The sequence below is a fragment of the Achromobacter sp. ACM05 genome (assembly GCF_019218915.1).
Lineage (GTDB): Bacteria > Pseudomonadota > Gammaproteobacteria > Burkholderiales > Burkholderiaceae_B > Achromobacter > Achromobacter animicus.
Genome location: NZ_JAHUWQ010000001.1, coordinates 1,776,855 through 1,802,549, shown reverse-complemented (window position 1 = coordinate 1,802,549; position 25,695 = coordinate 1,776,855). Strand labels below are relative to the sequence as shown.

Below are 25,695 nucleotides of genomic sequence, written 5' to 3'. Positions count from 1 at the left end.
AGGACTATCTTCGGATCAGCTCGTCACGTTCAGCATCCGCACTAAACGAAGGCAATGCCAAGGCCCCGGCGCCATAGCCAAGAGGTCGGCGAGATTCGACAGTCACCATCTCGCTGCGGCTTCCACACCACACACTTGTTGACGTCAGCGAATTCTGACCGTTTCGTCAAACTGGCGCGCACCGATTTCGGGTCGCTTCTTCAACTTGTCTTCAGGCTCGCCAGCACGTAGACGACGCAATAGCTCTGCCGGATCGAAGTCCACGCCGATTGGATTGTGAGCGAACTCGGGAGAGTGGAAAAACGCCGTCTCCTCTTCGACGGTATCGAAGTTGTCGACCTGCAATTCAGTCTGATTGCCGTCTGGATCGACGTAATACATGGAGGTGGTCGGCCCGTGGTTGGTGCACCAAACCGGATCAATGCCAATACCGTGAAGGCTTTCATACACCGACAAGAGCTCATTCAGACCGCGGTATGTGAACGCGATGTGATGCACGCCTGCCGCCGCCGGAATCTGCTGGGCCAGGTCCGGCACATTCAATACTGCGATGCGATGATGCTCCTCGTCGTAAGTAAGGAACGTCAAAACCTCATTGGCAAAGGTCACGTGAGCACCAAGGAGGAGGGTGTAAAAGCGAACCATTGCCTCATATCGTGATGTGCGAAATACGATGTGGGCGAGCTTCGTTGGCGCCGTCACTCGCAACTGGTCATTGCTTTCGGCCAATACGGTGGTTTTTCCCATGATGCCTCACTTGGACTCTAGCGACCCATTTCAAAAGAAGTTCAACTTCACGTTTCAGATCCGTGGTTCGGCGACCACGGTATTTTCGATAATTCCTATTTCATCGATCTCAACGCGGACCGCATCGCCAACCTTGAGCCATTTCGGAGGCTTGTACCCAAGCCCCACGCCCGCTGGGGTGCCCGTAAAGACCACGTCACCCGGCTCCAACGTCATGACTTGGGACAGCAGCGCAATCTGGTCATAGCAGTTGAAGATCATCTCACGGGTATTAGATGCTTGCCTTTGCTCCCCATTTACGAAGCACCGAATTCCCAGGTCGTGCGGATTTTCGATCTCGTCCTTGGTTACGATCCAAGGTCCAAACGGCGCGTGGCCATCAAACGACTTGCCTAGCAATACTTGGCTTGTGCGCAGCTGCCAATCGCGCACACTGAAGTCGTTTCCAGCGCAATAGCCGAAGATCACCTCAGGCGCCCGTTCGCGCGGCACATGACGGCATCGCTGCCCGATCACGAAAACCAACTCAGCTTCATAGTCGAGTTCGTTGGACACAATCGGCAATTGGACATCATCTTGCGGCCCATTGACGGCCGATGCAGGCATGGAGAACCAGATCTGGCTTTCGGGGAACGGCAGCCCACTCTCCACCACGTGATCAGCATAGTTCAGCCCCGTGCCCAGCAACTTTCCAGGCCGAGGAATGGGAGCTACCAGACGCACATCCTGGAGTCCGAAGTCGGGCTGTCGATGCTGGACGACCTGTTTGACGATCTCGGAAACGCCCGACGACCATCCGGCAATCAATGCATTCATGTCCTGAGGGATGTCAGCAACGCCGCTGAGGTCAATGATCGCATCACCCACAACGACGCCTATTCGGTGCCCCCCATGGTCAAACGTTACGAGCTTCATTGCTTTGATCTCCGGCTCATGGCTGAAAGACCATATGGACGTTACGCTCTGCGATCCGCCACCCGTCCACAACCTCTATGTATTTATCGTGGTACTCAGCCACGATCGGCGCCGGTGTCGCTGGAACATCCCTGCCCGCAGTCTCTCCTGCACCTTTGTAGCAAACAACATAACAGCGCCCGGATGCCTCTCCCTCGCCGCCTAATTCGACCTGAAAGTTGGTGCAGAAATGCCGAGTCTCAAGCTCGACGGGACGATTGCGTAGAAATTCCCCAATCTCGGCGGCCCCATGCAACGAGTGTGTGGGGGTATTGAAAGCCCCTTGTGGCGTGAACAATTGCACGACACGATCGTAATCTCTGGCGTCAACGGCGTTTGCGAAATCGACCGATAGCCTGATACAGGCCGCCTCCACTGCAGCGAAGTCTTTCGGAGACATGCGGAAACTCCTAAGGGGCCGCCTGACGCGCAAGCAGCTAAAATTGGCGTACTTTTGCCGAGCAAGTGAACAACTATAGCGGCGGCAAAGAACAACGGTTAAGCAGAGGTCCACATGGTGAAACTTCTCGAAGATTCGACCGAATCGTCACGCACCGGAGCCCAGAGCCTCAGCCGCGCCCTTGGTTTGTTGAAGCTCGTGTCCACGTTCAATTTGACGGGGGCACGGCTCTCCGACATCGTCAGCCTGAGCGGCTTGGCGAAACCGACCGTTCATCGACTCCTTTCCGAGTTGCTCGCATCCGGTTTGTTGATGCGAGATGACCAGAAGCTTTATCGCCTGGGAAATTTTGCGCACGAACTCGGCGTGATTGCCTCTTCGCAGTTCAAGATACGCGATGTCTGTCAATGCCTGCTGGCGGAGTTGGCTGGTGAAACAGGAGCGACAGCCTACCTCAAGGTTCGCAGCGGCCAGGACGTGTTTTGTCTCGACATTGCTTCAAGAAACGATAAAGCATGGTCGTCACGTGGTAGTCGCGTTGCGCTAGGGGTCGGCGCGTGCGGCATGGCCATCCTGAGCTTCTTGCCCGAACAAGAGCGGCTTATAGCAATGCAGGGGTCGACCTCGCAGCCAGGCATGTCCGCACCTCTGCATTTGGAAAAATTGTTATTCGATGTTGAACAAACGCGGCATAACGGCTACTCGTTTTCGGAGGGAGATGTTGTACCAGGCGTGACTGCGGCCGCGATACCAATCTTCGATCCGGTAGGCACCCCCGTTGTGGCGGTGAGCCTCGCAATGCCAAGCGTCAGTTGGACGGACGGAACACGAAAAAAAGCCATAGGCTCTCTGCTTAGCACTGCCGCAAAGATGCGTCGCGACTTGGTGAACGCCCAAGCTTTAGTGCAACCAAGGCTTCAACAATAGGCAGGATTTCTCGCAACAGGAGATTCTGCATACCGCTTCGCCGGTAGATTTTCGAATCGCCTAGAAGGAACGTTCACAGAATTCGACGAAAGGTCCACGATGTGGATCACTGCCATTGGCTCCGCAATCCTCGCTGCCGATCATGAAGGGCAAGGCCATTGTGCCGATAACAAAAACCCATGCTGCTATCGTCGGCTGGAGGAGACACCGTGAATCGAACACTACAGACCTGCGCTCGGCAGCTCGCTATCGCCGCTTCTCTAACTCTTGCTTTTGCGGTAACTCCCGCCACGGCTGCGTGGCCGGAAAAGCCCGTCAGAATCGTGCACGCATACCCCGGCGCGCCGCTGGACGCTGCGACCCGATATCTCGCTGAAAAACTCGCGGCCATCTGGAGGCAACCGGTCTTGGTGGAAACGCGACCCGGCGCCAGTGAGATCATCGCTGGCAGGACCGTCGCCACCGCATCGCCCGACGGTTACACCCTCTTCGTCGGCGCGGATTCGAACTTCAGCAGCAATCAGTATCTGTTCAAAGACCTCCCCTTTGACCCAGAGCGCGACTTGGCGCCGGTCACCGAACTGTTCGAGCTCCCTTTTTGCCTGATCGTTCCAGGCAACTTTCCGGCGAATACCGTCGCAGAGTACGCGACGCTTATGAAAGCGGAAGGAGAAAAACATCAATACGCCTCCACAGGGATTGGAGGCCCGAATCACCTCAGCATGGAAAGCCTTAACAAGACGTTGGGGATCTCCGTAATGATGGTGCCTTACAAGGTTGGGCCTGAAATTGTCCAGGATCTGATCAGTGGCCGGGTGAGCTCATTGGTGGCTGGCGTATTCACCGCCGCCCCATTCGTACCTAACGGGAAGTTGAAAGTTTTGGCAGTGAGTGGCGATCGGCGCCAGAAGGCCATACCCAATACGCCTACCTTTGCTGAAGCGGGATATCCGGACATGCGCATCGGAAGTTATGTAGGATTAGCAGCTCCGCGCGGCACGCCCGAATCGGTGCTGAATCGGATCGCAGCAGATGTAAAGACAGTCTTGAGCACTCCGGAGTATGTGGAGAAGGTCGGTGACCCGTTCGGCTACGCGCCAATCGGGTCGACGCCACAGCAATTCGCCGCATTTCTGCAGGAGCGGCGAGCTGAAGCACAGAAGCAGATCGAAATGTTGGGGCTACGGAAGTAAGGCACTACCGCAGCCCAGCGCCTGGACCCGATTGCTCGGGCGCTTGAGTCCAAAAGTGACTTTTTTATGCCACGATTGACGTCGGTGGTGAGCAAACGGAGCACCATTCCGAGGCCCCTGTCTCGGCTGCCCTATTTCAACTACTTAGGTGGAAGAACCCTCCACGGCTAGTGTTGAACATTGGCGAGGAAACGAGACCGTACATCGCGTGCCCTACTGCCGCTCTTCTACTTTGTCCTGGGGCACGGGTAGCGGATCAGTATGGCCGGGGCCTGCCGCGTCGGCGGCGACATCAATGAAGTCGCTCACGTGGTACGGATCCCAGTAGTGCGGTTCCATGTAGAACGGTAGGCAGAGCCCGCACCAAACAGTAGCGCAAGGCAAGATGATCAGGGTCTCGGCGGGCCATCCCCTTCATGAGTAGATCGACGCGGTTCGGCCTGCCAACCAGATACCAATCTGCCAGTGCCTTTGACTCCTCGAAACGGAAGCGAGGCCCGACTAGCATCGCTTCCTCAATCCGCCACATTGTCAGGCGTTGCGGGGCCGAAGGCCCTTCCTTTTCGGTCATGCCGCTGACTTGGCGCATCAAGCCTGAGAGCCGCTTGACACGGCACTCAGGCTCAGCGGCGTTCGCAAGGACGGGATGTCCCGCCAGATTGCGGACCGTGGATCTTCTTCGGGAGGCAGCGCGTAGCCAAGGCATTGTTCGGGAACTTTCGCCAGCAACTGTTTCCCCCGCTCCACGTACCCTACCCCAGCCAATGCGATGGACAGATTCGCCAACCCGTCGATTTGTTCACTCGGCGGGCCTTCTTTAAGCTCCGTCACGAGGGAGTTGAGCCGGTCGACGGCCCCGCAACTGTCTCCGTCAAGCCGTTTTGTGGTCAGGCCTCGTGCAGCTCGCATCCGACGAAGCTTCGATCCGAAGGTCTCATAGACATGACGCGAAAAGTGCAGGGTCGGGATGTTTGAGCTCTGACCCAACAAATCCGCATTTCGCAATACGTCTTATTTTTCAAAAGCCTCGCCAGCGTCGAGCCATCCCACGGTAGCTTCTGCTACCGCGAACCTCAGCCCTCGCGGTCATCGCTCGGGCAACCGTCAGAACTGGCCGCTTACGGCCATCAAGAGCCACTGTTCTTCTCGCCCTCTATGGCCGATCAGCGCCACATTCGGGCCGTTCGGAGCTCAAGGTGGTCCCTCCCCGAGACACGAGGAATTGCCAGTTCTGACACACCGGTTTACGTCACCCTCAACTTATCGGATTGCGTGCCGTCACGATCCACGCCGCCCCGTTAATAGTCACCGACCGCTCGCCGGCGAGCCCGGCAAAGGCGGCACGAACTGCCGCTGAGGCGCGCGCGCGGATTTCATCGGACTGGTCAGAGAGTGCGCGCGACAATGGACCGACCTCAAGTGTCATCTTCACCGCGTCGTCGATCGCTGCGTCCCGCGTCCCGCCTTCACCGAACGGGACGGCAGAGTCGAAGGGGGCAATCGCAATAGCCGAGAAGCCGGCTGCTATCAAAACTTGCGCCACGCGCGCCCGGTCGCCGAACGAAAATGGGCCCGGCGCATCAGAATTGGGCAGCGCGCTCATCGGGACGATACCCTTGAGCGCAGCCATCGGCAGGCGCACCCAATCGTTCTCCGCCGCGGCACGCCAGCAGACGAAAGCGACTCTTCCACCAGGCCGGAGCGCGCGTCGCATGTGGGTGAACGCCGCTATTGGATCGTCGAAGAACATTACTCCGAAACGCGAGAATAGAATGTCGAAGGCGCCCCTGGGCAGCTCTGCGCTGCTGGCGTCGGCCACCTGAAAGAGGGCCGGCGTATCTGGTTGCGCGAGCGCGCGCGCTCGCGCAACCAGCGGTTCGGATATATCCACGCCCAGCACTCGGCCCCCTGCGCCGACACGGGCTGCGAGAGCCAGGCTCGACGCGCCCGCGCCGCAGCCGATATCCAGCGCGCGCTCACCCTTCACGGGCGCGGCGGCTTCTATGGCGGCCTGGCCGAACACCGCCACCATAGCGTCGAGCCGGGCTTGGTTGGCGACCCAACGCTCCCCGCTTTCACCACTCCAATCACCGACCTGATCGGCCCTTTGCTCTGCCATGTCATCTCCTTGGATCGACGATATGTCCTTGATCGCGCCCATCTACGACAACCTTTTGGAGGCGGCGACGCAACGGAAGAAAGGGATCAGCGCTCTCATAGAACCATCGACTGCTGCGCGAAGATTCCCGCCATCGCGCCTTGCCAGGATGCCGTGGTGACTGAATGCATGGTGGGGTTGGCAAGGTCGCCCGCGGCGTAGATGCCGGGCGTGCTGGTCTGGCGGCGCTCGTCGACCTTCAGGGCGATGCCTTGGGGCGTCTCAACCGTGACTAGGCCCAGCGATTCATGCAAGCGTGCAGAGGGCTTGTTGCGCGGATGGGCAAACACGATGTCGACTGCAACAGCAGGGCCTGCATCCAGCTTGACGGTGACGTTATGGCTTTCGTGATGGTTCAGTTCGGTGATCAGGCCATCAACGACGTGGACGCGGCGGCGTGCTAGATCATCCCGGACGTCGGGCGAGATGTCGTGACCATGAGCGAAGACCGTCAGCGTTTCAGTCCAGTCGTGGTAGAGCCTGACGTAGTTGTGCGACGGCGGGCCGGACCAGATAAGGCCCCAATGCCGCCCTGCGACCTCGAAGCCGTCGCAATAGGGGCATGGAACGATGGACGTGCCCCAGCCCTCGGCGAAGCCCGGAACACCAAGCATCTGGTCAGCCACCCCATAGCTCAAAATCACGCGGCGCGCGCCAAGGCGCTCGCCATCGCCAGTCAGGACGGAGAAATCGTCCAAGGCGCCGGAAACGCTTTCAGCTTTTGCATTGATGATCCTGACTGAGGGGTACCGCGCGAGCTGCTCCCTCGCCTCCGTCAGGATGTCCTGCGGTGGCCTGTGGTCGTGACCGAGCAGTCCATGGGAATGGTCGGCAAAGCGATTACGCTGCAGGCCGGTGTCGAGAACGATGACCTTTCGGCGGGCACGTCCGAGTTGAAGCGCCGCGGCAAGGCCGGCAAAGCTGCCGCCGATGATGATGACGTCATTCATGGTATTGGGATCCGTGTTCTATATCGAAGGGATTGGGACTGCGCTTGGCGGTGAGCCGTGCATGCGCGAGGCGCCGGAAGGCGCCGCTACGGTTGAAGCCTATTCACCGGCGCGCACATTTCGGATACCATGAGGTATCCTAAATCTCTAATTACGATACTGTCAAGTACTGGAATACACGTGGCGGAGAAAAAAACGCAGGGGCGGCGTGGCCGCCCCGCCAACGAGGCGCTGGGCCAAGCAATAGTGGACGCGGCCAGCCAGCTATTCGTGGAACTGGGTTTTCAGGCGACGACCATGGACAAGGTCGCTCAGCGCGCGAAGATATCCAAGCTCAGCATCTATCGCCATTTCGAGAACAAGGAGGCGCTATTCAGCGCGGCCATCGCGGCGCACTGCCACCAGTTTGCGCCTCAGGCACTTATCGATGGCGTCGAGGGCTCAGCCGAAGATCAGCTCATCACGGTGGGATCATTCCTGCTTCGCACGCTGTTGAGCCCGGACGTTCGCAGTGTTGAAGCCATGATCATGGCTGACAAGACGAATCAAAAGTCGTTAAGCAAGCTCTATTTCGAAGCCGGCGCAGCCTATGTCATTGCCGAGATTGAGAATCTGTTGAGTCAGTTGCACGCCAGCGCGGCTCTGAACGTGCCGGATCCTCGCAGGTCCGCCCGCTTGTTTGCCGCGCTCATCAAAGGTTCTGACCTGCTGACAATCGCTCGCTTCGATGAAGCCAAGGCAGAAGACGACCACGAAATTGAATCCTATTGCCGATCGGCTGTGGCCATGTTCATCGCCGCACATGGCGGATTACCGACGTGACCGAGTTCAACGCCTGTAGTGAAAAGTTGTACTCGTCGCCGGCGATGAATTCGAACAACGGCGAGATCGTGCCTTTGGAGCTTCTAGCTGAATGGCGACTCGGGGTTGTGCATACAAACGGTCAGACGATAGCGCCGCCAGTGCCCGAGGGTAGGTGTACCAAGTGGAGGGCCGTCAATCTCCGACCATCGAATGGCTTAATTGGAAGGCGTATCCAGGCATACCTTCCCGGTCATCGTCACTGGCACGTGAGCCATCCGCCGTATTGCTCGATCTATCCTCTTCGGCCTCAAAGACACGTACTTGCGAAGACCGGGTGCCAGCTCAGGCAGTTCCGCCCATTCCGCTGGCACTCATCTTCGACATCTTCAATGAACTTTTTTGTTCAATTTCCAAGTTGATCGAATCGTTATCGGCATTTTCCCAGCTTCCATGAACCAAAAGTCCATTCGAAAGCTCGTCAGGCACGAAGTGCTCGGCGAGCCACTTTTGGCCTGAAATTGGCCCTCCTCGCTCGCAGCCTGCACGCCGCCTCAGTCTACACACGTGTTACACGGCAACTTCAGTGAACCAAATCTCAAGTCGAAGGAACTTCGACATGAAATTCGACAGCTGCACATTTCCGCCCCAAATATGTAACAGCGCCCCGCCCCCCCTTGAACCTCAGAACATCATCCCTATAATTAGCACTCGACTCCGGTGAGTGCTAACACCTCCCGGGCAAACCGACCACCCCTTTCATTTAGTTAACAGGAGTTCCTCATGGCCTTGCGTCCCCTGGGCGATCGCGTGATCGTCAAACGCCTCGAAAACGAGCGCAAGACTGCCTCGGGCATCGTCATCCCCGACAGCGCCGCTGAAAAGCCCGACCAGGGTGAAGTCGTGGCCGTCGGCCCCGGCAAGAAGACCGAAGACGGCAAGATCCTGCCGGTCGACCTGAAGGCTGGTGACAAGGTTCTGTTCGGCAAGTACGCCGGCCAGTCCGTGAAGGTGGATGGCGAAGAACTGCTCGTCATCCGCGAGGACGAAATCCTCGCCGTGGTTCAGTAAATCTCCCGCCTCAAACGAATTTTCGAAGGAAGCTAAGAAATGGCTGCCAAGCAAGTATTGTTCGGTGATGACGCTCGCGTGCGCATCGTCCGTGGCGTGAACGTTCTCGCCAACGCTGTCAAGACCACCCTGGGCCCCAAGGGTCGCAACGTCGTGCTGGAGCGCTCGTTCGGCGCCCCGACCGTGACCAAAGACGGCGTGTCCGTCGCCAAGGAAATCGAACTGAAGGACAAGTTCGAAAACATCGGCGCCCAACTCGTCAAGGACGTCGCGTCCAAGACCTCCGACAACGCCGGTGACGGCACCACGACCGCCACCGTGCTGGCCCAGGCCATCGTTCAGGAAGGCCTGAAGTACGTCGCCGCCGGTTTCAACCCGATCGACCTGAAGCGCGGCATCGACAAGGCTGTCGCCGCCGCCGTCGCCGAACTGCAAAAGCAATCCAAGCCGGTCACGACCAGCAAGGAAATCGCCCAAGTCGGTTCCATCTCGGCCAACAGCGACACCTCCATCGGCCAGATCATCGCTGACGCGATGGACAAGGTCGGCAAGGAAGGCGTCATCACCGTCGAAGACGGCAAGTCGCTGGAAAACGAGCTGGACGTCGTCGAAGGCATGCAATTCGACCGCGGCTACCTGTCGCCCTACTTCATCAACAACCCGGACAAGCAAGTTGCCGTCCTGGAAGACCCGTATGTCCTGATCTTCGACAAGAAGATCAGCAACATCCGCGACCTGCTGCCCGTGCTGGAACAAGTTGCCAAGTCGAGCCGTCCCCTGCTGATCATCGCGGAAGACGTCGAAGGCGAAGCGCTGGCCACCCTGGTTGTGAACAACATCCGTGGCATCTTGAAGACCACCGCCGTCAAGGCGCCTGGCTTTGGCGACCGCCGCAAGGCCATGCTGGAAGACATCGCCATCCTGACGGGCGGCACGGTGATCTCCGAAGAAACCGGCATGTCGCTGGAAAAGGCCACGCTGGCTGAACTGGGCCAAGCCAAGCGCATCGAAGTGGGCAAGGAAAACACCACGGTCATCGACGGCGCTGGCGACAGCAAGTCCATCGAAGCCCGCGTCAAGCAAGTGCGCGTGCAGATCGAAGAAGCCACGTCCGACTACGACCGTGAAAAGCTGCAAGAACGCGTGGCCAAGCTGGCCGGCGGTGTTGCCGTGATTCGCGTTGGCGCTGCCACCGAAGTCGAAATGAAGGAAAAGAAGGCTCGCGTCGAAGACGCCCTGCACGCCACCCGCGCTGCAGTGGAAGAAGGCGTTGTGGCTGGTGGCGGCGTTGCGCTGCTGCGTGCCAAGCAAGCCATCGCTGACCTGAAGGGCGACACGCCTGACCAGAACGCCGGCATCAAGCTGATCCTGCGTGCTGTGGAAGAACCCCTGCGCACCATCGTCACGAACGCCGGCGAAGAAGCCAGCGTCGTGGTCAGCAACGTGCTGAACGGCAAGGGCAACTACGGCTACAACGCCGCGACCGGCGAGTACACCGACCTGGTCGAGCAAGGCGTGCTGGATCCCACCAAGGTGACCCGCACCGCCCTGCAAAACGCTGCCTCCGTCGCCAGCCTGCTGCTGACGGCCGAAGCCGCCGTTGTTGAACTGGCTGAAGACAAGCCCGCTGCTCCGGCCATGCCCGGCGGCATGGGCGGCATGGGCGGCATGGACTTCTAAGTCCCGCTGTTCTTGCAAGGCCTCCCCGGCTTCGGCCGGGGAATGCAGTATCCGAAAAACCCCCGGTCCTTCGCCCCGGGGGTTTTTCTTTTTTGCGCACCGAAATGGCGCCCGATACTTTGCGTGTTGTTTCAGTAGCGGCAAATATCCCGGCGTTTGAAAACGTTTGCCAACAATCTGACCGTATCTGGGGCTTGTACGCGTCCCTACAATGAAGGCTCGCCCTACCGAGACATTGCGCCATGCGACTGCCCAGAACCGTTCTGCAAGTACTGCGACCCTCACAGATCGGCGGTTTGCTGATGGACTCAGCCAAGCAATGGTCCAGCCATCGCGCGTCCAGCAAGGGCGCCGCACTGGCGCTGTACATGGTGTTTTCGCTGGCCCCGATGCTGCTGCTGGTGATTGCGGTGGCGGGCGCTTTCTTTGGCGAAGAAGCCGTGCGTTCCGAACTGTTTGCGCAGTTGCGCGACCTGATCGGAGAGCGCGGCGCCGAGGTGATCCAGACGGTACTTGCCAGTGCGCACGAATCCGGCAGCGGCTGGATTGCGGCCATGGTGTCGATCGGCGTGCTGATCTTCAGCGCCACCACCGCCTTCGCGGAATTGCAGGCCAGCCTGGATGAGTTGTGGGAAGTGCAGGCCAACCAGAAGAGCGGCATTAAAGGCCTGGTGCGAAGCCGCCTGCTGTCGTTCGGTCTGGTGCTGGTGCTGGCGCTGTTCCTGCTGGTGTCGTTGACCGTGAACGCCGCGCTTGCTGCTGCGCGCGGCATCTATGGCTCGCTCTGGGCCAATTCGACCTTCTCGATCGTGGCGGAGTGGGCGTCCAACCTGTTTTCGTTTTCGGTCGTGGCGGCGCTGTTTGCCGTGATCTTCAAGCTGCTGCCCAGCGCCAGGATTTCGTGGCCGGACGTCATCCCGGGCGCCGTCGTGACGGCCGCCCTGTTCCTGCTGGGCAAGTGGGGTATCGGGCTGTATTTGAGCCGAGGCGCTGCGGTATCCGCATACGGCGCGGCGGGTTCGCTGATCGCGCTACTGCTGTGGATCTGGTATTCCGCGCAGATCTTCTTCTTTGGCGCCGTGTTCACGCGCCAGTTTGCGTTGCGATTTGGGAAGGTGGAACGGCCGCGGCAGGCGGCCGCGCAAATGCCGCCGCGCACGTCGTCGCCGACGCCTGCACCGGCAAGCGCACACCCGGTCCCTCCAGCGTCTTCGCACATGACTCCGCAGACGCATACTCAAACGCCCGCGTCGACATATCCACAGGCGCCTTCGCAAGCGCCTTCGCAAATGCCTCCGCAGGCGCATCCTCAAGCGCCTGCGCCGACCTATCCACAAGCGCCCTCGCAAGCGTCTTCTCAAACGCCCCCGCCTGCGCCAGTTCCCAAAAGCGAGAGCTGACTCGCCGCGATACCTGCGGCGTCCGCATCAAGGCGCGGGCGCGGTTTCCAAACCTGCCATCAGACGCAAACACTGCAGGAACACCGGCCGCAAATCCTCCGGGATTGGCGCCAGCACCTGCGCCTCCACCTCCGCGTCTCGGGGCAGGACACGCGCGAGCAGCGCCGCCCCTTCCGGCGTGATCTCCAGCGCATAAGCGCGTCCATCTTCCGCCGACCGCGTCCGGCGCACGTACCCCTTCTTCGTCATCCGCGCGATCATTTCCGCAAAGGAATTCCGATCCAGCGCGATCAGTTCGGCGATGCGGTTCTGCGTCGCGCCCGGATTCTGATAGACGGTGACCAGCAACGCCTTCTGGCGCGGGGTCAGGTCCTCGTCCGGAAACGCCTGCGTGAAAAGCGCCTCGGCCCGGAAATGCGCACGGCGCAGCAAGTGCGACGCCACATGCGTCAGGTCGAATTCCTTCAGGGTCCGGGCGGAAGCCGGTCGGGCGGATCGGGAAGCGGCGGTCATCTGGCGTCCATGGAATGTGCCTGGCGATTGTAGGCGCAGCCGTTCTCGCAAATGCGCATTGACTTGGATCCGCCCACTGCCTAATATCCGCCAATATAGTACGTATACGTATTTATATGAACCACCCCATCTGACTCCAACGGGAACACGCCGATGCCGACTCGCCAACTGCGCAACTACCTGGACGGCCGCTTCGAAAACGGCGCGTCCACCTTCGACAAACATAGTCCGGTGGACGGGCAACTGATCGCGCAGGTGCATGAAGCCAGCCGCGACCAGGTCGACCGCGCCGTCATCGCGGCGCGGCGCGCCCTGCCCGCGTGGGCGGCGCTACCCGTGGCGGCGCGCACCGACTACCTGCTGGCGCTTGCCGACGGCATCGAGCGCCGATTCGACGACTTCCTGCACGCCGAGATCGGCGACACCGGCAAGCCCATCGGCTGGGCCGGCAAGATCGACATCCCGCGCGGCGCGGCCAATTTCCGAACCTTCGCGGAACTGGCGCGCACGCTGGACATGGAAAGCTATATGACCGACACGCCCGACGGCCGCCAGGCGTTGAACTACGCCTACCGCAAGCCGCTCGGCGTGGTCGGCGTGATTTCGCCCTGGAACCTGCCGCTCTTATTGCTGACATGGAAAGTCGCGCCCGCGCTGGCGTTCGGCAACACCGTCATCATGAAGCCGTCCGAAGTCACGCCGTCCACCGCCACCCTGCTCGCCGAAGTCGCGCACGACGCCGGCCTGCCGCCCGGCGTCCTGAACCTGACGCATGGCTTTGGCCCGAACTCGGCCGGCGAATTCATGACCACGCATCCCGACATCGACGGCATCACCTTCACCGGCGAATCCTCCACCGGCGCCGCCATCATGCGCGCTGTAGCGCCCGGCGTGAAACCCGTGTCGTTCGAGCTCGGCGGCAAGAACGCCGCACTGGTCTTCGCCGACGCCGACTTCGACGCGGCCGTCGACGGCGTCACGCGCTCGGTCTTTGCCAACTGCGGCCAGGTCTGCCTGTGCACCGAGCGTGTCTACGTCGAGCGCCCGATCTACGACCGCTTCGTCGCCGCGCTCGCGGACCGCGCGCGCGCCATGCGCATCGGCTGGCCGCTGGACCCAGACACCGAAATGGGACCGCTCGTCTCGCGCGAGCATCGCGAAAAAGTGCTGTCCTACTTCGCCCTCGCCCGCGAGGAAGGCGCAACGGTCGTCGCTGGCGGCGGCGTGCCCGTCTTCGGCGACGCCCGCGATGAAGGCGCCTACGTGCAACCCACCATCTGGACCGGCCTGTCCGAAGACGCCCGCTGCATCAAGGAAGAAGTCTTCGGCCCCGTCTGCCACATCGCCCCCTTCGACACCGAGGACGAGGCCATCCGCCTGGCCAACGACACCCGCTACGGCCTGGCCGCCGCCGTCTGGACTCAGAACCTCACGCGCGGCCACCGCGTCGCGCAAGCCATGAACGTCGGCCTTGCATGGGTGAACTGCTGGTTCCTGCGTGACCTGCGCACACCGTTCGGCGGCAGCGGCCTGTCCGGCATCGGCCGTGAAGGCGGACGCCACTCGCTGCACTTCTACACCGAACCCACCAACGTCTGCATCAAGCTCTGACACCTCATTTAAAGGACCGCACGATGAACCAGCCCACCCCCACCGCCACCGTCGTCCCCGGCAAGGCCACGCCCCGCGGCAAGTATCCCCACATCAAACGCGCCGGCGACTTCCTGTACGTATCCGGCACCAGCTCGCGCCTGCCCGACAACCGCATCGCCGGCGCCGAGGTCGACGCCATGGGCACCACCACGCTAGACATCCGCGAACAGACCCGCGCCGTTATCGAGAATATCCGCGACATCCTCGCCACCGCCGGCGCCACGCTTGCCGACGTCGTCGAGATCAGCACTTTCCTGGTCAACATGAACGACTTCGGTGGATACAATCAGACCTACGGCGAGTTCTTCGACGCCGATGGTCCGGCGCGCACCACGGTTGCGGTGCACCAGCTGCCGCACCCGCATTTGCTGATCGAAATAAAAGCCGTCGCCTACAAGCCCGCCGCCCGCTAGCCGATCCCGGCGATCCGGACAACGCACCAAGGGCGGCGGCATGTCGGACTCACCCAGGGAACAGGACCATCGTCCGCGGCCACGCGCCGGGGCGGCCGCACGGATGTCGAACTTCCGCATAACGCCCAACGCGCTGAGCCACAAGCTCAAGCTGCATCAGCTCCAGATCTTCGAACGCGTCCTGGCGCGCCGCTCGCTGTCGCGCGCCGCCAGCGAACTGCACCTGACGCAACCCACCGTCACCAAGGCCATCCACGACCTCGAAGCGTTCTTCGGCTCGACGCTCTTCGAACGCTCCAACCGCGGCGTCACCCCCACCGAACTCGCCCTCGTGCTGGGCCGGCGCGTGCACGCCATGATGGCCGAAGTGCGCTACATGGCCGACGACATCGACGCCGTCCTGGGCGGCGCCAGCGGCCACGTCGTCGTCGGCACCTTGATTGCCGCCTCCGCCAAGCTCCTGCCCGAAGCCATCGCCCGCCTCATGACCGACCACCCCGGCATCCAGGTCACTGTCCGCGAAGGCCCCTCCGCGCAATTGCTGCCTGCGCTTGCCACCGGCGACGTGGACATCGTCGTCGGTCGCCTGCCTGGCGCGGATATGGCTTCGATCTCCGGCGTCGCTGTCGATCATCACAAGCTCTACCACGAAGATTTGTGCCTGGTCGTCGGCGCGCGTCATCCGCTGGCTGGCGCATCTGACGTCGACTTGGCCGACCTGATGGATCACATCTGGATTTTGCCCGCGCCGACGTCGCCGCTGCGAGCGTCGATAGAGCGCACGTTCTTCGACGCCGGATTGCGGCTGCCGGCCCGGCATGTCGAGTCGCTGTCGTTGCTGACCAACATCGGCGTGCTGATGCATAGCGACGCGCTGGCGCTTATTCCCTATGACGCTGCAGCGCAGTTTCTTTCGATGGGCATCTTGGCTCGCCTGCCTACCAATGTATTCGGCGCGTTCGGGGACGTTGGATATTCGATCAGAGCCGATCGGCCGTTGACACCGGCTTGTCAGCGGCTGGTGGATTACTTGAAGCAGATTACGGCGCAGCGGCTAGCACCCGCGGAAGATCCGTCGACCGGCGTCTAAGACCGGAGCCGCGCGATGGCTGATGAAGACCCAGCTTCGTAGGCCGGTGTCAGACACCGGGGAGGCGTCGGCCCGGCGCGGTAGGTCAATGCTGGGGTGTCAGACACCTACGTATGCGAGACACCTACGCATCCGTGACACCTACGGATGCAACACCGACGCACTCTTAATCGCAGCCACACGCGAAGCGTCATCACGACGACGCAAGACGCCGCGTAAGCCCCATTAGGCCGCCCGCGCGGCCGACGTGGGGCGGGCACCGCAAGCCGCTCCAAACACGCGCTGACCCGAGCAAGAACCTTAAGAACGCAAGTCGCCCCGCCGACCGCCAAGCTGATTTCACCGCAGCCGGGTGCGGCGTCGGCCTGGGGCGCGCGGGGCGTGTAGATGCGCCCGAGGGAATCGGAAGGCAGTCGCCGCAGGCGACAACGACGATGACGAAGGGGAAGTCCGGAGCGAAGGCTCCGGACCGCAATCGTAGCCCCGCGCGCCCCAGGCCGACGACGCGCCCGGCGTCTCAAGAACAATCCGCTGGCACCAAGACCGTCCCATTCCTCTCAAGTGCAATCCGCTCGCCTTGACAATGACCAACACCAGCAATGCCCGCTCCGCTCGCCAGTGAACCGCTTCGCGCTTCGAAAGCTGGGCTTCTGCGCTGCACGAAAGAGGCCACCAGGGAAACCCCGCGATAGATAACCCGCATATCCACCCCCACAATTTCTATTGTGCAGCCCCCCGCTCCCCCGCCTAGACTCTCCCTCATCAAGCGACACCCACGGAGTTCCTCATGCCTGCCTACGGCCCACCGTTGAATTTCCAGCGCTGGATCCAAGACCACGCGCATCTGCTCAAGCCCCCCGTCGGCAACCAGCAGATCTGGCAAGACAGCGACTTCATCGTCACCGTAGTCGGCGGACCCAACCATCGCACCGACTACCACGACGACCCGCTGGAAGAGTTCTTCTACCAGATACGCGGCAACGCCTGGCTTTCCTTGTGGATCGACGGCAAACCCGAACGCGTCGACTTGAAGGAAGGCGACATCTTCCTATTGCCCCCGCACGTCCGCCACTCCCCCCAACGCCCCGAAACCGACAGCGCCTGTCTCGTCATCGAACGCCAGCGCCCAGAAGGCCTGCTCGACGGATTCGAGTGGTACTGCCCGCATTGCCGCCACCTCGTGCATCGCGTCGAAGTCCAGCTCAAGAGCATCGTCACCGACCTGCCCCCGCTCTTCCAGGCCTTCTACCAAAGCCAGGAAAAACGCACCTGCCCCGGCTGCGGCGAAATCCATCCCGGCAAAGGCCAAGCCCCGTCCGCGCAGCCCACCCCCGCTCAGGCATCCACCTAAGATGATCCAGAAAATCGACATGCATGCGCACTTCTTCCCGCCGATAACCCGGCAGGAAGCCGCTGCGCTCGACCCCGTCAACGCGCCCTGGCTGCGTCCGGACGGCAACGGTACGACCGGCCAGATCATGGCCGGTGACCGTCCGTTCCGCCCCGTCGACGCCACCCTCTGGGACCCCGCGCTGCGCATCGAACAGATGGACCGTCACGGCGTCGATGTCCAGATCCTGTGCGCCACGCCCATCATGTTCGGCTACACCTACCCCGCGCAGGCTGCCGCCGATTGGGCCGCACGCATGAACGACCTGGCGCTCGAACACTGCGCCCACGCCCCCGCGCGCCTCAAATCCCTGGCCCAAGTTCCCCTGCAGGACCTCGACCTCGCCTGCCGCGAAGCCTCCCGATCACGCGCCGCCGGCCATCTAGGCGTCCAGATCGGCAACCACGTTGGCTCGCGCGACCTCGACGACGACACGCTTGTCCGGTTCCTAGTCCACTGCGCCAACGACGACATCCCCGTCCTCGTGCATCCGTGGGACATGATGACCGACGGCCGCATGAAGAAATGGATGCTGCCGTGGCTTGTCGCCATGCCCGCCGAAACCCAGCTCGGCATTCTGTCGCTGATCCTGTCCGGCGCCTTCGAACGCATTCCCCGCAGCCTCAAGCTGTGCTTCGCCCACGGCGGCGGCAGCTTTGCGTACTTGCTCGGAAGGGTCGACAACGCCTGGCGCCATCGCGACATCGTCCGCGAAGACTGCCCGCATCCGCCATCGTCTTACACCGACCGCTTCTACACCGACAGCGCCGTCTTCGACCCGCGATCGCTACGCCTGCTCATCGACGTCATGGGCGAAGACCGCGTCCTGCTCGGCTCCGACTACCCCTATCCGCTGGGCGAACAGGAAGTCGGCAAGCTCGTCACCCACGCCGACCTGGTGCCCGGCGTGCAGCAGAAGATTCTGTTCCGCAACACGATGACCTTCTTTGGCTTGCAGGCGCAGCAATGAAATAGGGCTGCAATGAGTTAGGGCAGCAATGCAGTAGCGCAGCAGTGAAACCACGCGCCAGCGAATCCACGCACCCGCGCGCCATCACATCCACGACCGTGACACACGGCATAGCAAGGGGAATCACATGAAACGCATCCATACGCTGGCCGCCGCCGCGGTGCTCGGGCTGTCGCTACACGCGGCCGCGCAGGCCGACGTCAAGATCGGCCTGCTGACCACGCTGACCGGTCCCGGCTCCGTGCTCGGCCAAGACCAGCTCGACGGCTTCATGCTTGCCGTCGAACAAGGCGGCGGCAAGCTCGGCGGCGTGGCCGTGCAGGTCATCAAGGAAGACGATCAGTTCAAGCCAGAGGTCGGTGTCCAGGCCGCCCGCAAGCTCGTGCAAAGCGACAAAGTGCCCATCATCACCGGCGTCGTCTACTCCAACGTCATGCTCGCCGTCGTGCGGCCTGTGACCAGCGCCGGCGTCTTCCTCGTGGGCTCCAACGCCGGCCCCACCAATCTTGCCGGCAAGGACTGTTCGCCGTTCTTCTTCTCCACATCCTGGAACAACACCCAGCGCCACGAAGGCAGCGGCGAAATGGCCAACCAGATGGGGTTCAAGAAGGTCTATCTGCTGGCCCCCAACTACCAGGCCGGCAAGGACGCCATGGCCGGCTTCAAGCGTTTCTACAAAGGCGACGTCGTCAACGAAGTGTTCACGCAGGTCAACCAGCCCGACTACTCCGTCGAACTGGCCGCGCTGGCCGACGCCAAGCCCGACGCCGCATACGTCTTCTTTCCTGGCGGCATGGGCGTGAACTTCATCAAGCAGTACCGCCAGGCCGGACTCTTCGGCAAGATCCCCCTGCTGTCGGTGGACACCATCGACGGCGCCACGCTGCCCGCGCTGCAAAAGGACGCGTTGGGCGCCGTCACCAACGTGCCGTATTCGCCCGACCTGGACAACGCCGCCAACAAGGCCTTTGCCGCAGCCTTCCGTCAGAAATATGGACGCGAGCCGTCCAGCTACGCCGCGCAATCCTATGACGCCGCCCAGTTGATCGGCTCGGCGCTCAAGAAGACCGGCGGCAAGACCGACGACAAGGACGCGTTGCGCAAGGCGCTGGAAGCCGCCGACTTCCAATCCGTGCGCGGCGAATTCCGCTATCAGCCCAACCACTTCCCCGTGGCCGGGTTCTTCCGTGCCGACGTGGCCGAGAACGGCGACGGCAAGGTCGCGTTCGTCAACAAGGGCCCCATCTTCCCCGACCTGTCCAAGGTCTCTGATCAGTACGCCGCCCAGTGCGTCATGAAGTGAAGCGGGCGGCCCCGAGGGCTGTCAGCAAGGGGGTGTAGCCATGTCCACGACACTGCTGCTGGTGCAGGCCTTGAACGGCCTGCAACTCGGCATCCTGCTGTTCCTGCTGGCCGCCGGCTTGACGCTGGTGTTCGGCATCATGAATTTCATCAACCTGGCGCACGGGTCCCTGTACATGATGGGCGCGTTCATCGCGGCCACCGTGTTCCGGCACACCGGCTCGTTCCTGCTGGCCGCCGCCGCGGTCGTCGCGGGCATGGCGCTGCTTGGGCTGCTGCTGGACCGGATCGCGCTGGCGCGGCTGTATCCGCGCGATCACCTGGACCAGGTGCTGGCCACGTTCGGTTTCATCCTGTTCTTCAATGAACTGACCCGCATCCTGTGGGGACCCGCGCCGATCAGCATGGGGCTGCCGTCCTGGCTGTCCGGCACCATCGACATCCTGGGGGTCACGTATCCGCTGTACCGGTTTCTCATCATCGTGGTCGGGCTGCTGGTTGCGGCGGGGTGTTACCTGCTGATCCATCGCACCCGGCTCGGCATGCTGATCCGCGCCGGGTCCACGGACCGCATGATGGTCGGCGCACTGGGCGTGAACATCGCGCGCCTGAACACGCTGCTGTTCGTGCTGGGCGCGGTGCTGGCGGGCCTGGCCGGACTGATGGCTGGTCCCATTCTGTCGGCGCAGACGGGCATGGGCGAACCCATTCTGATCCTGACACTGGTCGTCATCGTGATCGGCGGCATCGGCTCGGTGCGCGGCGCGTTCCTGGCCGCGCTGATGGTCGGGCTGATCGACACGCTGGGCCGCGCGCTGCTGCCGACCCTGCTGCGCGCCGCCCTGCCCCCGGCCGCGGCCAATGCCGCAGGCCCCGCCATCGCGTCGATGCTGATCTACATCGTCATGGCGCTGGTGCTTGCGATGCGGCCGCAAGGCCTGTTTCCCGTCAGGCACGGATAAGGACGGCGACGCCATGTTCACGTTATCTCCCCGCACGCTGGCCGCCGCCGCGCTGCTGCTGTTGTTCGCCCTGGTGCCGCTTTACGCGCAGTGGCAGGGCGAACCGTTTCTGCTGGCGCTGTTTGGCCGCGTGCTGGTCTATGGCATTGCGGCGCTGGCGCTCAATCTGCTGCTGGGCTACGGCGGCATGGTGAGCTTCGGCCATGCGCTGTATCTTGGCCTGGGCGCCTATTCCGTCGGCGTGCTGTCGCACTACGGCATCGAAAGCGGCTGGTGGCATCTTGCTGGCGCCATCGGCGCGTGTGCCGTCGTCGGGATCGTCAGCGGGTATGTGGTCATGCGCACCAACGGCATCGCGTTCATCATGATCACGCTCGCCTTCGCCCAGATGTTCTATTTTCTGGCGACAGGGCTGGAAGGCTTTGGCGGCGACGACGGCATGTCGCTCTTTGCCGGCAGCGACTTTGGCCTCTTCCGGCTGGACACGCCGCTCGCGCTGTATTGCACAGCCTTCGGCGTGCTGTTGCTGGTGCTGTGGCTGATGCACCGGTTGATCCACGCGCCCTTCGGCATGGCCCTGCGCGGCTGCCAGGCCAACGAGCGCCGCATGCGCGCGCTGGGCTTTCCCACGCTGCGTTACCGGCTTGCCGCCTATGTGATATCCGCCGTCATCTGCGGCGTCGCGGGCGTGTTGTTGGCGAACCTGACCATGTACGTTTCGCCGTCTTACCTGGCGTGGACGACCTCCGGCGAACTGATCGTGATGGTGGCGCTAGGCGGCATCGGCACGCTGTTCGGCCCGGTGGCGGGCGCGCTGGCGTTCCTGCTGCTGGAGGAAGGATTGAAGCTCATCACCGAGCACTGGATGCTGGTCATGGGCCTCTTGATCGTCGGCGTGGTGCTTGCCTCGCGGCGCGGTGTCTACGGCAGCCTGTCGGCCGCGCCGTGGCGTCTGCCCAGCAAGGCGGCTCGCCATCCCACCGGAGAGCCGCAATGAGCGCGCTGCGCATCGAGAACCTGGAAAAGCGCTACGGCGGGCTGACGGTCACCGACAAGCTGTCGCTGGACGTGGCCAGCGGCGAACTGCACGCCGTGATCGGCCCCAACGGCGCCGGCAAGACCACGCTGATCGGGCAACTGAGCGGCGAGCTTCGGCCCGACGCCGGACGCGTGCTGCTCGACGGCAAGGATGTCACGCGCATGCCGGTGGAAAAGCGCGTGCGACACGGCCTGGCGCGTTCGTATCAGATTACCTCGGTCTTCAAACCGTTCACCGCGCTGGAGAACGTGGCGATGGCGGTGCAGGCGCGGCGCGGCCATAGCTTCCGGTTCTGGCGGCCCGTGCTGTCAACACCGGCATTGACCGAACCCGCCCGCGAGGCGCTGGCCCTGGCCGGCCTGTCGGCGCGCGAAGGCACGCCCGCCAGCGAGCTGGCGCACGGCGAATTGCGCCAGCTTGAACTGGCCATGGTGCTGGCGTGCCAACCGTCGCTACTGCTGCTGGACGAGCCCATGGCGGGCATGAGCCAGCACGAATCCGAGGCCATGACGCGACTGCTGCTGTCGCTACGCGGCCGCTACACGATATTGCTGGTGGAACACGACATGCAGGCCGTCTTCGCCCTGTCCGACCGCATCACCGTGCTGGTGTACGGCCGCGCGCTCGCGTGCGGCACCGCCGACCAGATCCGCGACGATCCGCAGGTTCGCGAATGCTATCTGGGCAGCGAGCGCGGCCGCACCCGGGAGGCGCGCGCATGACCGCCCTGCTCTCGCTGCGCGGCGTCACCGCGCATTACGGCGCCAGCCAGGCGCTCTTCGGCATCGACCTGGACATCGCGCCGGGTGAATTCGTCACGCTGCTAGGACGCAACGGCATGGGCAAGTCCACCACCGTCAAGGCGGTGATGGGCCTGAATTCCGCCTCCCGCGGCGCCATCACTTTCGATGGCGTGGACATCGGGCGGCTGCCTTCCTACAAGGTGGCGCAGCGCGGCATCGGGCTGGTGCCCGAAGGCCGTCATGTCTTTCCCAATCTGTCGGTGCGAGAAAACCTGGTGGCCACCGCGCACAACCGGCAAGGCGCGGCGCAGCCCTGGACGCTGGAACGGGTGTACGCGCTGTTCCCGCGCCTGTCTGATCGCGCCAAACATTTGGGCAGTCACCTGTCGGGCGGTGAACAGCAGATGCTGGCCATCGGCCGCGCATTGCTGACCAATCCCCGGCTACTGATTCTGGATGAAGCGACCGAAGGGCTCGCGCCCGTCGTGCGCGAAGAAATCTGGGCCGCGCTGGAGACGCTGAAGCAGACCGGTCTGGCCGTGTTGTGCATCGACAAGAACCTGGAGCCGCTGCTGGCCACCGCCGACCGCCACGCCATCGTGGAAAAGGGGCGCGTTGCGTGGACGGGTACGTCGCAGGAATTCCTGGACGACGAAGCGCGGCTGCTGCAGTACCTGGGGGTGTAGGAACAGGGCCGCGCGTTACGCCACTACGCCTGGCGCGTCGCCGGCAGCGCGACGCCCAGCCGGCTGCTCCAGGCCTGCATCTCGTCCCACAGCGCGGGCGGCACGGGCAGACCTAGCTGTTGCCGTTGCCGCTCATGCTCGGCCTCCGGATCACCGGGCATGCGGGGCGCGCCGGGCGCCTTCGACAGCTCGACCGCCATCCCCGCCACCACCGCGGCCAGCGCCGCGCCCCCGGCAAAGCGCGCCGGATCAATGACGATGAAGAACGCGCCCAGTTCGCGCGGCTGGTCCAGCGCCTCGTACATCGACGAGATGTGCGGGCCGAACGGATTGCCGTTGAGCGGTCCGCACAGCAGCTCGACCATCATCGCAAGGCCATAGCCCTTGTAGCCGTACTCCTCGCCGCCCAGCGGTCGCAGCGCGCGTACGGCCTGCGCGTCGGTGCAGTCCGCGCCGTTCTCGTCCAGCGCCACACCCGCCGGCAACGCGACACCGTCGCGCCGGGCATTCATGACGCGATTCCAAGGAATGGCGGTCGTCGCCATGTCCAGGCATAGCGGCGCGCCGTCCGCACGCGGAAAGGCCAGCGAGATGGGATTGGTGCCGAAGAAGGCTGCACGCCCGCCATAGGGCGCGGCGATGGAATCCGAGTGCGTGAAGGCAATGCCGATCAAGCCCTGCCGGGCCGCCGCACGGCTGTACAGCCCGATCGCCCCGCAGTGCGAGGAATCGCTGACGCCGACCGCTGCCACGCCGGTCTCACGGGCCATCTCGATGGCCAACGCATTGGCCCGATGCGCCACCACGATGCCCTGCCCCCGGCCGCCATGCACCTGCGCCGTGCCCGGCCCGGTGCGCGCGATGCGGACGTCGGGCCGGGCCAGGATCGAGCCGTGCGCCACGCGATTCAGGTAATGCGGCAGCCGCGCGATGCCGTGCGAATCGATGCCCCACAGACTGGTCTGCGCCAGACTGTGCGCCAGGCACCGCGCGTCGTCGGCGGAAAAGTCCTGCGCCAGCAGGCACGCCTCGGCCCAGCGTTCCCAATCATCGGCGGTCACGCGGCTGTCGGCGTCCATGCGGGTCTCCTAGGTGGCTGCTTTCACGGCGTGGAGGACGCCGTGTTCGCGCAGCGCTTCAAGATGCTTGGTCAGGCATTCAACGAACACGGCCGAATCGCCCAGGTCGCCGAACACGGGTTTGAAGCGCGCCAGCACCGTCGCGCGCCGCTGCGCCGCCTGCGACGGCTTGGCGGCATGCGCGGCCACCTCGGCGCGCGACAGCAGGCGGTCCAGCCGTGCCGCGATCGGATCCTGAATGGCGTAAACGCCGCCCTGCTCGTCTTCGCCGCGCAGGTAGTTCAGCCACGCGGCCACCGCCAGGCACAGGCGATCGATGCCGTGGCCGGCGCGCAGGCGGTCGCGGATCGTGTCCAGCAGGCGTTGGGGCAGCTTTTGCGAACCGTCCATGACGATCTGCGCCAGCGGATGCGGCAGCGCCGGATTGGAAATCCGGTTCAGGAAGCGGAGACGGTATTCCACCAGCCCCGCCTCGGGAATGCCGCGCAGGGTGGGCGCGATCTCCTCGCGCATCATGGCCTCGATGAACGCGCGCAGCGCTGGGGTGTTAGCGGCGTCGGCCATGGTGTGCAGGCCCAGGGTCGCGCCCAGGTAGGCCAGCGCCGAATGCGGCCCGCTGACCATGCGCAGCTTCAGCCGTTCATAGGGCGCCGCGTTGCTCACGAAGGTCGCGCCCCCCTGCGCGTCCCATGCCGGGCGGCCGGCGGCGAACTTGTCTTCGATGACCCAGTTCAGGTAAGGCTCGCCCAGCACGGGCCAGGCGTCCTCGACGCCCAGGCGGCCGGCGATCCGCTGGCGGTCCTGCTCTTCGGTGGCCGGCACGATGCGGTCGACCATGGAATTCGGGAACGTGCAATTGCGGTCGATCCAGTCGGCCAGCGTCACGTCCACCCGCAGCGCAAACGCCAGCACCAGGCTGCGCAGCGTATCGCCGTTACCGCGCAGGTTGTCGCACGACATCAGCGTGATCGGCGGCAGACCGCGCTCGCGGCGCAAGGCCAAGCCGTGCACCAGGATGCCGATGGTGCTGCGGGGCCGGATGGGGTCTTCCAGGTCGTGCAGGATGTCGGGATCGTCCCAGCGCAGGTGGCCCGTGGCGGGTTCGTGGCTGTAGCCCTTTTCCGTCACGGTCAGGCTGACGATGCGGGTCTGCGGGTAGGCTATGCGTTCAAGGACCGCGTTGGGGTCTTCGTCGGCCACCATCACGCGCAGCACGGAACCGACGATGCGCAGGTGTTCCCGGTCCTGCCCGTCCGGGCCGGCGTCGCGCACGGCGAGGGTATACAGGCCGTCCTGCGGCGTCAGCGCATCGCGCGTGGCGGCATGGCGCAGGGACACGCCCAGGATGCCCCAGCTCAGGTCGCCGCTGGCCTGCATGGCCTGGTCCGTGACCACCGCCTGATGCGCCCGGTGAAAGGCGCCCAATCCCAGATGGACGATGCCCGGCGTCAGCCGGCTGCGGTCGTAGCTGGGCTTTTCCACGTCGGCGGGCAGACGCGGCAATGACTCGGAATTCAGACGTTCAAGCATGGGTGCGCAATGTCTAAAAGGGGCGACGCCAGGGTATAGCACGC

At 63.1% G+C, this 25,695-nt stretch carries 24 protein-coding genes and 1 pseudogene; 16 read left to right on the top strand and 9 right to left on the bottom strand.

What is annotated here, in order from left to right; translation table 11 throughout:
- Positions 1-144: 144 nt before the first annotated feature.
- The 3 genes from KW836_RS08200 to KW836_RS08190 are packed head-to-tail and all read right to left on the bottom strand — an operon-like array spanning position 145 to position 2,101.
- Positions 145-747 carry a VOC family protein gene (locus tag KW836_RS08200; RefSeq protein WP_218342928.1) on the bottom strand — a complete coding sequence of 201 codons (603 nt, stop codon included), beginning with the start codon at positions 745-747 and terminating at the stop codon, positions 145-147.
- A gap of 54 nt (positions 748-801) precedes the next feature.
- Entirely contained in the window at positions 802-1,662 is an 861-nt protein-coding gene (locus tag KW836_RS08195) for a fumarylacetoacetate hydrolase family protein (RefSeq protein ID WP_218342927.1), read from the bottom strand.
- A gap of 16 nt (positions 1,663-1,678) precedes the next feature.
- Positions 1,679-2,101, bottom strand: coding sequence for a nuclear transport factor 2 family protein (locus KW836_RS08190; protein ID WP_218342926.1), 423 nt, complete (start codon positions 2,099-2,101; stop codon positions 1,679-1,681).
- A gap of 114 nt (positions 2,102-2,215) precedes the next feature.
- Between KW836_RS08190 and KW836_RS08185 the strand changes: the two genes are divergently transcribed.
- Together KW836_RS08185 and KW836_RS08180 are read left to right on the top strand one after the other, a co-directional pair.
- Positions 2,216-3,028, top strand: a complete 813-nt coding sequence (locus KW836_RS08185; protein WP_218342925.1) for an IclR family transcriptional regulator — start codon at positions 2,216-2,218, stop codon at positions 3,026-3,028.
- Positions 3,029-3,237: 209 nt separating this feature from the next.
- Positions 3,238-4,221 carry a tripartite tricarboxylate transporter substrate binding protein gene (locus tag KW836_RS08180; RefSeq protein WP_218342924.1) on the top strand — a complete coding sequence of 328 codons (984 nt, stop codon included), beginning with the start codon at positions 3,238-3,240 and terminating at the stop codon, positions 4,219-4,221.
- 1,255 nt (positions 4,222-5,476) lie between these two features.
- Here the strand turns inward: KW836_RS08180 and KW836_RS08175 are convergent.
- Both KW836_RS08175 and KW836_RS08170 read right to left on the bottom strand, forming a co-directional pair.
- Entirely contained in the window at positions 5,477-6,340 is an 864-nt protein-coding gene (locus KW836_RS08175; protein ID WP_218343294.1) for a class I SAM-dependent methyltransferase, read from the bottom strand.
- A gap of 95 nt (positions 6,341-6,435) precedes the next feature.
- A complete protein-coding gene (locus KW836_RS08170; protein ID WP_218342923.1) occupies positions 6,436-7,329 on the bottom strand; it encodes an NAD(P)/FAD-dependent oxidoreductase in 894 nt (297 codons plus the stop codon).
- A 180-nt stretch (positions 7,330-7,509) separates the two neighbouring features.
- Here KW836_RS08170 and KW836_RS08165 point away from each other — a divergent pair, with 180 nt between their 5' ends.
- On the top strand, positions 7,510-8,151 hold the full coding sequence (locus KW836_RS08165) for a TetR/AcrR family transcriptional regulator (RefSeq protein ID WP_367353132.1): 642 nt from the start codon (positions 7,510-7,512) through the stop codon (positions 8,149-8,151).
- 324 nt (positions 8,152-8,475) lie between these two features.
- On the opposite strand, the gene KW836_RS08160 is transcribed toward KW836_RS08165, so the two are convergent.
- Positions 8,476-8,619 carry a hypothetical protein gene (locus tag KW836_RS08160; RefSeq protein WP_218342921.1) on the bottom strand — a complete coding sequence of 48 codons (144 nt, stop codon included), beginning with the start codon at positions 8,617-8,619 and terminating at the stop codon, positions 8,476-8,478.
- Between the two features lie 294 nt (positions 8,620-8,913).
- On the opposite strand from KW836_RS08160, the gene groES reads away from it, so the two are divergent.
- From groES to KW836_RS08145, 3 genes and pseudogenes are all read left to right on the top strand, one after another.
- Positions 8,914-9,201, top strand: coding sequence for a co-chaperone GroES (gene groES / locus KW836_RS08155; RefSeq protein ID WP_006221616.1), 288 nt, complete (start codon positions 8,914-8,916; stop codon positions 9,199-9,201).
- Between the two features lie 39 nt (positions 9,202-9,240).
- On the top strand, positions 9,241-10,881 hold the full coding sequence (gene groL, locus KW836_RS08150; RefSeq protein ID WP_218342920.1) for a chaperonin GroEL: 1,641 nt from the start codon (positions 9,241-9,243) through the stop codon (positions 10,879-10,881).
- A gap of 242 nt (positions 10,882-11,123) precedes the next feature.
- Positions 11,124-12,017, top strand: a pseudogene (locus KW836_RS08145) (YihY/virulence factor BrkB family protein); the annotation flags it as partial.
- Between the two features lie 291 nt (positions 12,018-12,308).
- On the opposite strand, the gene KW836_RS08140 reads toward KW836_RS08145, so the two are convergent.
- Complete coding sequence (locus KW836_RS08140) at positions 12,309-12,794, bottom strand: MarR family winged helix-turn-helix transcriptional regulator (protein ID WP_218342919.1); 486 nt, start codon at positions 12,792-12,794, stop codon at positions 12,309-12,311.
- Between the two features lie 153 nt (positions 12,795-12,947).
- Here KW836_RS08140 and KW836_RS08135 point away from each other — a divergent pair, with 153 nt between their 5' ends.
- The 10 genes from KW836_RS08135 (at position 12,948) to KW836_RS08090 (ending at position 23,042) form a co-directional block, all read left to right on the top strand.
- A complete protein-coding gene (locus KW836_RS08135) occupies positions 12,948-14,405 on the top strand; it encodes a 2-hydroxymuconic semialdehyde dehydrogenase (RefSeq protein WP_218342918.1) in 1,458 nt (485 codons plus the stop codon).
- Between the two features lie 23 nt (positions 14,406-14,428).
- Entirely contained in the window at positions 14,429-14,860 is a 432-nt protein-coding gene (locus KW836_RS08130) for a RidA family protein (RefSeq protein WP_175122587.1), read from the top strand.
- Positions 14,861-14,963: 103 nt separating this feature from the next.
- Entirely contained in the window at positions 14,964-15,950 is a 987-nt protein-coding gene (locus tag KW836_RS08125; RefSeq protein WP_255595172.1) for a LysR substrate-binding domain-containing protein, read from the top strand.
- Positions 15,951-16,737: 787 nt separating this feature from the next.
- Complete coding sequence (locus KW836_RS08120; protein ID WP_175122585.1) at positions 16,738-17,301, top strand: 3-hydroxyanthranilate 3,4-dioxygenase; 564 nt, start codon at positions 16,738-16,740, stop codon at positions 17,299-17,301.
- 1 nt (position 17,302) lies between these two features.
- Complete coding sequence (locus tag KW836_RS08115; protein ID WP_218342916.1) at positions 17,303-18,310, top strand: amidohydrolase family protein; 1,008 nt, start codon at positions 17,303-17,305, stop codon at positions 18,308-18,310.
- Between the two features lie 127 nt (positions 18,311-18,437).
- Positions 18,438-19,613 (top strand): ABC transporter substrate-binding protein, encoded by a 1,176-nt coding sequence (locus KW836_RS08110; protein ID WP_218342915.1) that lies wholly within the window; start codon positions 18,438-18,440, stop codon positions 19,611-19,613.
- 40 nt (positions 19,614-19,653) lie between these two features.
- A complete protein-coding gene (locus KW836_RS08105) occupies positions 19,654-20,574 on the top strand; it encodes a branched-chain amino acid ABC transporter permease (RefSeq protein ID WP_175122582.1) in 921 nt (306 codons plus the stop codon).
- 13 nt (positions 20,575-20,587) lie between these two features.
- Positions 20,588-21,571 carry a branched-chain amino acid ABC transporter permease gene (locus KW836_RS08100; protein ID WP_218342914.1) on the top strand — a complete coding sequence of 328 codons (984 nt, stop codon included), beginning with the start codon at positions 20,588-20,590 and terminating at the stop codon, positions 21,569-21,571.
- Complete coding sequence (locus tag KW836_RS08095) at positions 21,568-22,335, top strand: ABC transporter ATP-binding protein (protein WP_175184628.1); 768 nt, start codon at positions 21,568-21,570, stop codon at positions 22,333-22,335. The genes KW836_RS08100 and KW836_RS08095 overlap by 4 nt, the downstream gene beginning before the upstream one ends.
- Positions 22,332-23,042 (top strand): ABC transporter ATP-binding protein, encoded by a 711-nt coding sequence (locus KW836_RS08090; protein ID WP_218342913.1) that lies wholly within the window; start codon positions 22,332-22,334, stop codon positions 23,040-23,042. The genes KW836_RS08095 and KW836_RS08090 overlap by 4 nt, the downstream gene beginning before the upstream one ends.
- A gap of 23 nt (positions 23,043-23,065) precedes the next feature.
- Here the strand turns inward: KW836_RS08090 and KW836_RS08085 are convergent, their stop codons facing one another.
- The gene (locus KW836_RS08085) at positions 23,066-24,121 is read right to left on the bottom strand and encodes an Ldh family oxidoreductase (RefSeq protein ID WP_218342912.1); all 1,056 of its coding nucleotides are present in this window, start codon (positions 24,119-24,121) and stop codon (positions 23,066-23,068) included.
- A gap of 9 nt (positions 24,122-24,130) precedes the next feature.
- Positions 24,131-25,651, bottom strand: a complete 1,521-nt coding sequence (locus tag KW836_RS08080; RefSeq protein WP_218342911.1) for a mannitol dehydrogenase family protein — start codon at positions 25,649-25,651, stop codon at positions 24,131-24,133.
- Positions 25,652-25,695 lie beyond the last annotated feature (44 nt).

Coding starts and splice junctions, on each gene's coding strand:
- KW836_RS08200 (WP_218342928.1), bottom strand. CDS start 747: ATGGGAAAAACCACCGTATTGGCCGAAAGCAATGACCAGTTGCGAGTG.
- KW836_RS08195 (WP_218342927.1), bottom strand. CDS start 1,662: ATGAAGCTCGTAACGTTTGACCATGGGGGGCACCGAATAGGCGTCGTT.
- KW836_RS08190 (WP_218342926.1), bottom strand. CDS start 2,101: ATGTCTCCGAAAGACTTCGCTGCAGTGGAGGCGGCCTGTATCAGGCTA.
- KW836_RS08185 (WP_218342925.1), top strand. CDS start 2,216: ATGGTGAAACTTCTCGAAGATTCGACCGAATCGTCACGCACCGGAGCC.
- KW836_RS08175 (WP_218343294.1), bottom strand. CDS start 6,340: ATGGCAGAGCAAAGGGCCGATCAGGTCGGTGATTGGAGTGGTGAAAGC.
- KW836_RS08170 (WP_218342923.1), bottom strand. CDS start 7,329: ATGAATGACGTCATCATCATCGGCGGCAGCTTTGCCGGCCTTGCCGCG.
- groES (WP_006221616.1), top strand. CDS start 8,914: ATGGCCTTGCGTCCCCTGGGCGATCGCGTGATCGTCAAACGCCTCGAA.
- groL (WP_218342920.1), top strand. CDS start 9,241: ATGGCTGCCAAGCAAGTATTGTTCGGTGATGACGCTCGCGTGCGCATC.
- KW836_RS08140 (WP_218342919.1), bottom strand. CDS start 12,794: ATGACCGCCGCTTCCCGATCCGCCCGACCGGCTTCCGCCCGGACCCTG.
- KW836_RS08135 (WP_218342918.1), top strand. CDS start 12,948: ATGCCGACTCGCCAACTGCGCAACTACCTGGACGGCCGCTTCGAAAAC.
- KW836_RS08130 (WP_175122587.1), top strand. CDS start 14,429: ATGAACCAGCCCACCCCCACCGCCACCGTCGTCCCCGGCAAGGCCACG.
- KW836_RS08125 (WP_255595172.1), top strand. CDS start 14,964: ATGTCGAACTTCCGCATAACGCCCAACGCGCTGAGCCACAAGCTCAAG.
- KW836_RS08120 (WP_175122585.1), top strand. CDS start 16,738: ATGCCTGCCTACGGCCCACCGTTGAATTTCCAGCGCTGGATCCAAGAC.
- KW836_RS08115 (WP_218342916.1), top strand. CDS start 17,303: ATGATCCAGAAAATCGACATGCATGCGCACTTCTTCCCGCCGATAACC.
- KW836_RS08110 (WP_218342915.1), top strand. CDS start 18,438: ATGAAACGCATCCATACGCTGGCCGCCGCCGCGGTGCTCGGGCTGTCG.
- KW836_RS08105 (WP_175122582.1), top strand. CDS start 19,654: ATGTCCACGACACTGCTGCTGGTGCAGGCCTTGAACGGCCTGCAACTC.
- KW836_RS08100 (WP_218342914.1), top strand. CDS start 20,588: ATGTTCACGTTATCTCCCCGCACGCTGGCCGCCGCCGCGCTGCTGCTG.
- KW836_RS08095 (WP_175184628.1), top strand. CDS start 21,568: ATGAGCGCGCTGCGCATCGAGAACCTGGAAAAGCGCTACGGCGGGCTG.
- KW836_RS08090 (WP_218342913.1), top strand. CDS start 22,332: ATGACCGCCCTGCTCTCGCTGCGCGGCGTCACCGCGCATTACGGCGCC.
- KW836_RS08085 (WP_218342912.1), bottom strand. CDS start 24,121: ATGGACGCCGACAGCCGCGTGACCGCCGATGATTGGGAACGCTGGGCC.
- KW836_RS08080 (WP_218342911.1), bottom strand. CDS start 25,651: ATGCTTGAACGTCTGAATTCCGAGTCATTGCCGCGTCTGCCCGCCGAC.